General features: G+C 50.9%; 10 protein-coding genes. All 10 read left to right on the forward strand.

Annotation, left to right across the window (positions count from 1 at the left end):
- Positions 1 to 475: histidinol dehydrogenase (locus KKC1_RS03215; protein ID WP_143288664.1), on the forward strand; the 475-nt coding region annotated here is incomplete at its 5' end.
- A gap of 19 nt (positions 476 to 494) precedes the next feature.
- The gene (hisB, locus tag KKC1_RS03220) at positions 495 to 1088 is read left to right on the forward strand and encodes an imidazoleglycerol-phosphate dehydratase HisB (RefSeq protein WP_088553071.1); all 594 of its coding nucleotides are present in this window, start codon (positions 495 to 497) and stop codon (positions 1086 to 1088) included.
- Positions 1089 to 1108: 20 nt separating this feature from the next.
- On the forward strand, positions 1109 to 1717 hold the full coding sequence (gene hisH, locus KKC1_RS03225; RefSeq protein WP_088553072.1) for an imidazole glycerol phosphate synthase subunit HisH: 609 nt from the start codon (positions 1109 to 1111) through the stop codon (positions 1715 to 1717).
- Positions 1711 to 2445, forward strand: coding sequence for a 1-(5-phosphoribosyl)-5-[(5-phosphoribosylamino)methylideneamino]imidazole-4-carboxamide isomerase (hisA, locus tag KKC1_RS03230; RefSeq protein WP_088553073.1), 735 nt, complete (start codon positions 1711 to 1713; stop codon positions 2443 to 2445). The genes hisH and hisA overlap by 7 nt, the downstream gene beginning before the upstream one ends.
- Position 2446: 1 nt before the next feature.
- Positions 2447 to 3211, forward strand: coding sequence for an imidazole glycerol phosphate synthase subunit HisF (gene hisF, locus KKC1_RS03235; protein ID WP_088553074.1), 765 nt, complete (start codon positions 2447 to 2449; stop codon positions 3209 to 3211).
- Entirely contained in the window at positions 3202 to 3861 is a 660-nt protein-coding gene (gene hisIE, locus KKC1_RS03240) for a bifunctional phosphoribosyl-AMP cyclohydrolase/phosphoribosyl-ATP diphosphatase HisIE (RefSeq protein WP_088553075.1), read from the forward strand. Before hisF ends, hisIE begins: the two co-directional genes overlap by 10 nt.
- Before the next feature lie 38 nt (positions 3862 to 3899).
- Positions 3900 to 4439 carry a coiled-coil domain-containing protein gene (locus KKC1_RS03245; RefSeq protein ID WP_088553076.1) on the forward strand — a complete coding sequence of 180 codons (540 nt, stop codon included), beginning with the start codon at positions 3900 to 3902 and terminating at the stop codon, positions 4437 to 4439.
- 149 nt (positions 4440 to 4588) lie between these two features.
- The gene (gene pcrA / locus KKC1_RS03250; RefSeq protein ID WP_088553077.1) at positions 4589 to 6709 is read left to right on the forward strand and encodes a DNA helicase PcrA; all 2121 of its coding nucleotides are present in this window, start codon (positions 4589 to 4591) and stop codon (positions 6707 to 6709) included.
- Positions 6710 to 6731: 22 nt separating this feature from the next.
- On the forward strand, positions 6732 to 8735 hold the full coding sequence (ligA, locus tag KKC1_RS03255; RefSeq protein WP_088553078.1) for an NAD-dependent DNA ligase LigA: 2004 nt from the start codon (positions 6732 to 6734) through the stop codon (positions 8733 to 8735).
- A 216-nt stretch (positions 8736 to 8951) separates the two neighbouring features.
- Positions 8952 to 9144, forward strand: a 193-nt coding sequence (locus KKC1_RS16680; protein WP_238134178.1) for a hypothetical protein, incomplete at its 3' end; no start/stop codon positions are given.

Below are 9144 nucleotides of genomic sequence, written 5' to 3' on the forward strand. Positions count from 1 at the left end.
CCAAAAGGTACAGCAGGAGGTAGAGAGGCAAATTGAAACCCTACCCCGCCGGGCTATAGCGGAAGAGGCGCTGGAAAATTACGGAGCTATAATCCTGGTGGAAGATTTGAAGGAAGCGGTAAAACTGGCCAACCGTTTTGCACCGGAGCATTTAGAGCTCATGGTGGAAGAGCCTTTTGCCGTATTGGGAAGTATACGCCACGCGGGAGCCATCTTTTTGGGAAGGTATACTCCGGAAGCCGTGGGAGACTATTATGCGGGACCTAACCATATTTTACCTACGGGGGGAACTGCCCGTTTTTATTCACCTTTAAGTGTAGACAGTTTTATGAAAAAGAGCAGTGTCATTTCTTTTTCCGCCGAGGCTTTTCTTCAGGGAAGCCGGGATATTATCAAGTTGGCTACTGTGGAGGGGCTGGACGCCCATGCTAGTTCCATCAGGGTAAGGCTGGAAGACCGGCCGGGGAAGGAATGAAGCCGGAAGGAGGACGGCAATGAACAGGGAGCGAAAAGTCCAGTTTAGCCGGAAAACAGAGGAGACCGACATTACGGTCAATATCAATTTGGATGGTCGCGGACTTTTTGAGGGGCAGACGGGGATAGGGTTTATGGATCACATGCTTCACCTATGGACCAAACATGCCTTGTTCGATCTGGCTCTGGAGGCGACGGGCGACCTTCAGGTTGACGATCATCATACGGTTGAAGACCTCGGGATTTGTTTGGGAGAGGCAGTCAGGAACGCTTTGGGCGATAAAAAAGGAGTAAATCGTTACGGGCATGCGGTTGTCCCCATGGACGAAGCTCTGGTTGAGGTGGTTTTGGACCTGAGCGGGCGGCCATATTTAGCTTATGAAGTTTCCGTCCCTTCTACAGTGGTAGGACAGTTTGCCACCGAACTGGTGGAGGAATTTTTACGGGCTTTTGTTAACCACAGTTTCATTACTTTACATGTACGCATGTTGAGAGGGAAGAACAGCCACCACATTATTGAGGCTGTCTTTAAAGCTTTCGGTCGGGCGTTGCGCCAGGCGGTAGCCCGAGATCCCCGGATTGAAGGGATTATGTCCACTAAGGGTATTTTGTAATCTGCCGAGGGGGAGTGCAGATGATTGCCATTGTAGATTATGGGGTAGGCAACCTGAGAAGCGTACAGAAGGGCTTTGAGAAAGCAGGGTACAGGGCAGTAATTACCGATGACCCTTCGCAAATACGCGGAGCCCGAGCGGTGGTTTTGCCGGGAGTAGGTGCTTTTGCTGATGCTATGGCTAACCTGCGCCGAAGTGGGCTTCTGGAGGTGGTCAAGGAAGCTGCGCAGGACAAGCCTTTTTTAGGAATATGTTTGGGTCTACAACTGATGTTTGAGGCGAGCGAGGAAGGGGGCTGGCATGAGGGCCTGGGTATTTTTCCCGGCAAAGTGGTCCGTCTTCCCGCAGGGGTGAAGGTGCCTCATATGGGCTGGAATCAAATTCATATTAAAAAACCAAGTCCTATATTGAAAGGTATTCCTGACGGTTCTTATTTTTATTTCGTCCATTCTTATTATGTATTCCCTACTACCAGCGATTACGTTGTTACTACCACTGATTACGGCCTGGAATTTACATCAGTGGTCGGTAGGGGTAATGTTTTTGGTATCCAGTTTCACCCGGAAAAAAGCAGCCAGTTAGGCTTAAAAATATTAAAGAACTTTGGGGAGTTGATGGAAGAGTGCTAGTCATACCGGCTATCGACGTACGGGAAGGGAAATGTGTCCGGTTAGTGCAGGGAAAGCTTGACGAGGAAACGGTCTATTCCGATCACCCGGTGGCGGTTGCCCATTCCTGGCAAGACCTGGGCGCCAAATGGCTGCATGTTGTGGACCTGGACGGGGCCTTTGCCGGACGGCCCAAGAACCTGGAGGTAGTACGGGAAATTATCGACACCGTCAAAATACCGGTTCAATTCGGGGGCGGGGTCCGGAAGCTGGACACGATTGAGGAATTGCTTTCCATAGGAGTGGCGCGGGTAATTCTTGGTACCATAGCCATTATTGAGCCTGCGCTGGTAGAGTATGCCTGCAAACGGTGGGGCGACCGGATAGTGGTGGGTATTGACAGCAAGGACGGGCTGGTGGCGATAGAAGGCTGGGAAGCTACGGTAGAGAAACAAGCCCTGGATCTGGCCCTGGAAATGAAAGATAGAGGAGTGGAGCGTATAGTCTTCACCGATACCCGTCGGGACGGGACCCTACGAGGACCTAATATAGAGAGCACCCGGAAAATGGCCAAGGGTTCTGGTCTCAAGGTAATTGCCTCCGGAGGCGTTTCTTCTCTGGAGGATATCAAGAGGTTAAAAGAACTGGAACCGGAGGGAGTGGAAGGAGTAATTTTAGGTAAGGCCCTCTATTCCGGTAAGGTAAGCCTGGAGGAAGCAATTGCAGTGGCAGAAATGGAGGAGAATTAAAGTGTTGGCCAAGAGAATAATTCCCTGTCTCGACGTAACGGAAGGCCGGGTAGTTAAGGGAACCAACTTTATTAATTTGCGGGATGCAGGAGATCCGGTAGAGTTGGCTGCTTTTTATGACCGGGCCGGCGCGGATGAACTGGTATTTCTCGATATTACTGCTTCGGCAGAGGGACGGGATATCATGCGGGAGGTAGTACGGCGGACGGCAGAGGAAGTTTTTATCCCGTTTACCGTAGGCGGCGGACTACGCTCCCTGGAGGATATCCGTTCTATGCTTTCCGCTGGGGCGGATAAGATCTCTTTGAATACGGCAGCGGTTAAAAATCCGGCCCTGGTAGAGGAAGCAGCATGGAAGTTCGGCAGCCAGTGTATAGTGGTGGCCGTAGACGCCCGTTCCTGTGGCGACGGTCGCTGGGAGGTATATATTCACGGCGGGAGAACCCCTACCGGGATCGATGTGCTGGAATGGGTCCGCAGAGTGGAAAAATTGGGAGCGGGAGAAATACTTTTGACCAGTATGGACCGGGACGGTACCAAGGATGGTTATGACCTGGAACTCACCCGGGCGGTGAGCGAGGCAGTCAACATACCGGTTATTGCTTCCGGGGGAGCGGGCAACCTGGAACACCTGCTGGAAGGCCTTACAAAGGGCAAAGCTGATGCCGTTCTGGCTGCCTCCATTTTCCATTATCGAGAGTATACCATTGCTGAAGCTAAAAAGTTTCTGGCCGATAACGGGGTGGTGGTAAGGCCATGCGATTAGAAAAAGTAACCGCGGAAATTTTGGACCGGATTAAGTTTGATGACCGCGGTCTGGTACCGGCGATTATTCAGGACGCGGAAACCTCGACCGTGCTGATGATGGCCTACATGAACCGGGAAGCCCTGGAAAAGTCTTTAACTACCGGGCAGACCTGGTTTTACAGCCGCAGCCGCCGCCAGTTATGGCATAAAGGGGAAACTTCAGGGCATTACCAGCACATCCAGGAAGTTTATTACGACTGCGATGCGGATACTCTTTTGTTCCGCGTTAAGCAGGAAGGGGTTGCCTGTCATGAAGGTTATTATTCTTGCTTTCACCACCGGGTGAAGGAGACCGGTGAAGTTGAAACCGTAGACAGTTCCACCGGGCTGGCAACGATTTTAGACCAGCTGTACGACCTCATTCAGGAACGGAAGGATAAAAGACCGGAAGGTTCTTATACCAGTTATCTTTTTAACCAGGGGCAGGATAAGATTCTCAAGAAACTGGGCGAAGAAGCGGCAGAAGTGATTATTGCTTCCAAAAACGACAAAAGAGAAGAAGTGATTTACGAAGTAGCGGACCTGCTCTACCACCTCTTGGTTCTGCTGGCTTATCATGATATTAGTCCGGATGAGGTCCGGGAGGAACTGAGAGAACGCAGGAAATAGCAATCAAGAGTAGAAAATTAGATAAGGGGAGGTTTTTTATGGAAACTAAAGATTATTTACAACGGATCTTTAACGAATTATCAGAAATACGGGCAGAGATAGGCAAACTATATTCAGACCAAGAGAGTATGAAGGAGGATATAACAGGAATTAAATCAGAAACGGCGAAAATAGCCGGGATAAAATCGGAGATGGCAGAGATGAAGTCGGAGATAGCTGGGATAAAGACAGAGACGACGGCGATGAAATCGGAGATCACAGAGATGAAGTCGGAGATAGCTGGGATAAAAACAGAGACAGCGGCGATGAAATCAGAGATGGCGGAGATGAAATCGGAGATAGCGGGGATAAAAACAGAGACGGCAGAAATGAAGTCGGAGATTAAAGAGATAAAAACTGAGGTTAAAGAACTTAAAGAAAAAACGGATTCCATCTACGAGCAGACGGCGGCACTGATGGAATTCAAGACGGAAGCCATGGCTATGCTCAAAGAGCTCAGGGAAAATCAAAAATCTACTTTTGAAATTTTGGGTGAACACGAAGTCCAAATCAGGACCCTGCGCCGACGCCCGGTTTAATATATAAAGGTGATCTGGATGACTGCTACCGCGATAGGTAGTAGTTTTTGTTTTTTTACAAATCGAGGATAAGGTGTTCTTTTCTTGTTTCGGTACGGGAAAGTAGTTATGATATAATTTTGAGAGATGAACAAGGGGGCCGGTTAAGAATGAATCTACTTACCAAGCTTAATTCCAAACAGCGGCAGGCAGTCACCAGTACCGAAGGGCCCGTGCTGGTCCTGGCCGGGGCCGGCAGCGGCAAGACTCGAGTGCTCACTTACCGGGTTGCTTATTTGTTGCAGGAAAAGGGAATTGCTCCGGAAAATATTTTGGCCATTACCTTCACCAATAAAGCTGCTGACGAGATGAAGGAGCGGCTGGCCGATCTGGTTGGCCTGAGAAGCGACAGTCTGTGGGTCAGCACCTTTCATTCCGCCTGTGTGCGCATTCTGCGCAGGGAGATTTCCCGCCTGGGGTACAACCGGAATTTTGTAATTTATGATACAGCCGATCAACATACTCTATTAAAAAACTGCCTCCGGGAGTTAAATCTGGATGATAAGAAATTTCCCGTTAAATCTCTGGCTTCAGTCATAAGTCAGGCCAAGAACAATCTCTGGTCACCTCAGAGATATGAACAAATGGCGGGCAGTTTTTACGAAAGGGTGGCCGCTGACGTTTACCGGCTGTATCAGGAAAAACTGCGGGAGAATAATGCCCTGGATTTTGACGATCTCATCATGCAGACCGTATTTCTCCTGGCCCAATACCCGGAAGTGCTTCAGTATTACCAGAAACTGTTCCGTTATATTATGATCGACGAGTACCAGGATACCAATCATGCCCAGTATATACTGGCCAAGCTTCTGGCCGGTGGTTATCGCAACATTTGTGCGGTGGGAGACCCTGACCAGTCTATTTACGGCTGGCGGGGCGCCGACATCCAGAATATCCTGAACTTTGAAAAGGACTATTCCGATGCGTTGATTATCAAACTGGAGCAGAACTATCGTTCTACCAAAACGATCTTACAGGCGGCCAACGAGGTGATTCGCTACAACCAGAGTCGGAAGGAAAAGAACCTCTGGACGGAAAATGAGGAGGGGTTGCCTCTTGTCGTTTATCCAGCCGATGATGAATGGGGCGAGGCTTGGTACGTGGCCCAGGAAATTTACCGCCTGAAACAGCAGGAAGGAATACCTTACGGTCATTGCGCGGTTCTTTACCGGGTGCACGCCCAGTCGAGGGCTTTAGAAGAGGCTCTGGTGAAAGCAGGTATTCCCTATCAGATAATGGGTGGATTGAAGTTTTATGAGCGCAAGGAGATTAAAGATATCCTTGCCTATCTGCGGGTGATCCAGAATCCTGACGATAGCGTAAGTCTTTATCGGATTATCAATGTTCCCCGGCGAGGTATCGGGGAAGTTACCTGGGTGCGCTTGGCCGCTTTTGCCGGGGAAAAAGGTATCAGTATCTACGAAGCGTTAAGGCGGGCTGAGGAAATAGAGGGCCTTTCCTCCCGGGTTTTGAAACCGATTGTTCAGTTCGTGGAAATGATGGATAGCTTTATAGAGCTTAAGGATAAAATAGGAGTAACGGAGTTGACTAGGCAGATTTTGGATAAAACGGGTATTGTAGCTGAGCTAGAAAGAGAAAAGACTACGGAAGCGGAGACCCGTTTGGAAAACCTGCGGGAGTTTCTCTCAGTCACGGAAAAATACGAACGCAGCAGCGAAGAAGCAACTCTGGAAGGTTTTCTGGCTGAGGTTTCTCTGGTTTCGGAGATAGATAATTATGAAGAGGAAGAAGAAGTCGTGGTACTGATGACCCTGCATACGGCCAAAGGTTTGGAGTTTCCGGTGGTGTTTCTGGTAGGCATGGAGGAAGGTGTGTTTCCCCATTCTCGGGCCTTGCTGGAGCCGGGAGAGCTGGAGGAAGAGCGAAGGTTGTGTTACGTGGGTATGACCCGCGCCCAGAAAAGACTTTACCTGACTCATGCCCGGAGGCGAACCCTGTACGGGAACCTGGTTTCCAATCCTCCTTCCCGGTTTTTGGAAGAAATTCCGGAAGAACTTATTACCTCGCCCGGTGGGCAGGAAAAAGAAGAGGAGACCGACAAGAAAACCGCTTTTAGTCCGGGGGACAAAGTGTACCATTCCCACTGGGGCGAAGGAGTCGTAGTGGCCGTCAAAGGCGATGGTTCCGACACGCGGCTGAAAGTCGCTTTTCCCGACCGGGGAATAAAGGAATTGCTTGTTGAGTATGCGCCTTTGAGGAAAATTCACTGAGGGGAAGCAGAGGTGAATAGGTTTGAACCGGGGGGCAATAAAAGATCGAATTGAAGAGTTAAGGCGGGTTATTGAAGAACATAATTATCGTTATTACGTTCTGGACCAGCCGGTAATTACCGATCAGGAATACGATGAGTTAATGCGGGAACTAATCGAGCTGGAGAACCGGTATCCCGAGTTTATAACTCCCGATTCTCCTACCCAAAGAGTGGGCGGAGCCCCTCTGGAAGCCTTTGAAACGGTTAGACATGATGTTCCCCTGCTCAGCCTGGCTAATGCTTTTGGGGCTGACGAGTTGCGAGAATTTGACCGGCGCATCAGGCAGGCAGTGGGAGGGCCGGTTGACTACGTAGTAGAACTGAAAATAGACGGGGTTTCGGTAGCCCTTACTTATGAAAATGGGCTCTTCGTCACCGGGGCCACCCGCGGTGACGGTTACTTAGGGGAAAATATTACCGCCAACCTGCGCACAGTTCCCACGGTTCCCTTACGGATTAGAGAAAAACTGCCCCGCCTGGTAGTTCGGGGTGAGGGATATATGCCCAAAAAAGCATTTGAGGCTTTAAACCAGGAGAGGGAAAAAGAAGGCCAGCCGCTTTTTGCCAATCCCCGCAACGCGGCGGCCGGATCCCTGAGGCAGTTAGATCCGCGGATAACGGCGCGCCGTTCCCTGCAGGTCTTCGTCTATGACCTCCTGGCCATTGAGGGGGAAGAACCGGCCACTCATGCGGAAGTACTTGAATTTCTGGAACGTCTTGGGTTTGCCGTCAACCCCCACCGAAAAGTCTGCGCGGATATAGAAGAAGTGATTGTTTACTGCGAGGAATGGACGGAGCGCAGGGAGGAACTTCCTTATGAGATTGACGGTATGGTAGTTAAAGTTAACCGTCGCGAGTTTCACCGAATATTGGGCAATACGGCTAAAAGTCCTCGTTGGGCCATAGCTTATAAATTCCCGGCTCAGCAGGCCGTAACCCAGGTAGAGAATATTATAGTGCGGGTAGGGCGTACGGGAGCGCTAACCCCTACCGCCGTTCTCAAGCCGGTACGGCTGGCAGGTACCACGGTGACCCGGGCTACCCTGCATAACGAGGATATGATACGGGAGAAAGATGTTCGACTGGGAGATATGGTAGTTGTTCAGAAAGCCGGAGATATAATACCGGAAGTGGTAAATGTACTGAAGGAGCGGCGTACCGGCGAGGAAAGGGAATTTCACATGCCCGAGTATTGTCCTGAATGTGGAGCTCGGGTAGTCCGTTTGGAAGGAGAGGCGGCTGCCCGCTGCAGCGGGGGGCTGGCATGCCCGGCTCAGGTAAGGGAAGGAATTATTCATTTTGCTTCCCGCCAGGCAATGAATATTGAGGGATTAGGTCCGGCTGTGATTAACCAGCTTCTGGAGAAGGGTCTCATCCGTGACCCGGGTGACTTGTATTACTTAAAATATGAAGAATTGGTCAAACTGGAGCGCCTGGGACCCCAATCGGCCAAGAACTTGCTGGAGGCTATCGAGGCCAGTAAACAAAATTCGTTGGCCCAACTGATTTTTGCCCTGGGGATACGGCATGTGGGTTCCCGGGCGGCTCGCCTACTAGCGGAAAATTTTGCTTCTTTGGACGAACTAGCTCAAGCTAGTTACGAAGAGCTGACTGCTATTCCTGAGATCGGCCCTAAAATGGCGGAAAGTATAATCTCCTTTTTCCGGGAACCCCGCAACCAGGAGGTCATAGGTAAGCTCAAGCGGGCCGGAGTTAATACCAGAGGAGATGTTAACGGGAACTTACAGCGTCCTCTGGCGGGCAAACGGTTTGTACTGACCGGGACTCTGGCCAGCATGACCCGACGCGAGGCTCAAGAAAAAATCGAGGCGCTGGGAGGAGAGGTTAGCTCCTCGGTAAGCCGCAAGACCGATTATGTGGTAGTAGGCGAAAATCCCGGCTCCAAATACGACCGGGCCAAGGAGTTGGGAATTACCATCTTGAATGAACAGGATTTCCTCCGGATGCTGGAGACGGGGCTATAATTTAGTTGGGGGATGTAGGCTCCGGCTCCGGAGGTTCTGCGGCGGGCAAACTAAGGCTCGGCCTCGTTCGGCATCGGGGGTGGTCAAAACTCTGGCGTCTTCGTAGCTCCAAGGATAACGGCAACGCTTCAATTTTCTTCAGCAACTTGGTACCGCCCCATCCCGTTCACCGCTGCCTCACTTCGTCCTCGCCAAGTTTGCCGACGCCTCGAACCAATGTCGCCTTACGCCTACATCCCCCAACCCCTGCTGGTAGGCTGTATTGTTCCCAGCGAAGCGACATTAAATCGAGCAACAGCCAAACTTGGCGAGAGCGAGGTCGGAGGCGGGCCCGAGCGCAGGACGCGCGAGGCCGGCAATCTGAGCCAGGGACGGCGAATTTGCCGGGAAGCCCGCCGGAGGCCGAGAT

The organism is Calderihabitans maritimus, assembly GCF_002207765.1.
Lineage (GTDB): Bacteria > Bacillota > KKC1 > Calderihabitantales > Calderihabitantaceae > Calderihabitans > Calderihabitans maritimus.

What these genes read in the sequence shown, in the direction of transcription:
- hisB (WP_088553071.1), top strand. Translation starts at nt 495, where the DNA reads ATGAACAGGGAGCGAAAAGTCCAGTTTAGCCGGAAAACAGAGGAGACC.
- hisH (WP_088553072.1), top strand. Translation starts at nt 1,109, where the DNA reads ATGATTGCCATTGTAGATTATGGGGTAGGCAACCTGAGAAGCGTACAG.
- hisIE (WP_088553075.1), top strand. Translation starts at nt 3,202, where the DNA reads ATGCGATTAGAAAAAGTAACCGCGGAAATTTTGGACCGGATTAAGTTT.
- KKC1_RS03245 (WP_088553076.1), top strand. Translation starts at nt 3,900, where the DNA reads ATGGAAACTAAAGATTATTTACAACGGATCTTTAACGAATTATCAGAA.
- pcrA (WP_088553077.1), top strand. Translation starts at nt 4,589, where the DNA reads ATGAATCTACTTACCAAGCTTAATTCCAAACAGCGGCAGGCAGTCACC.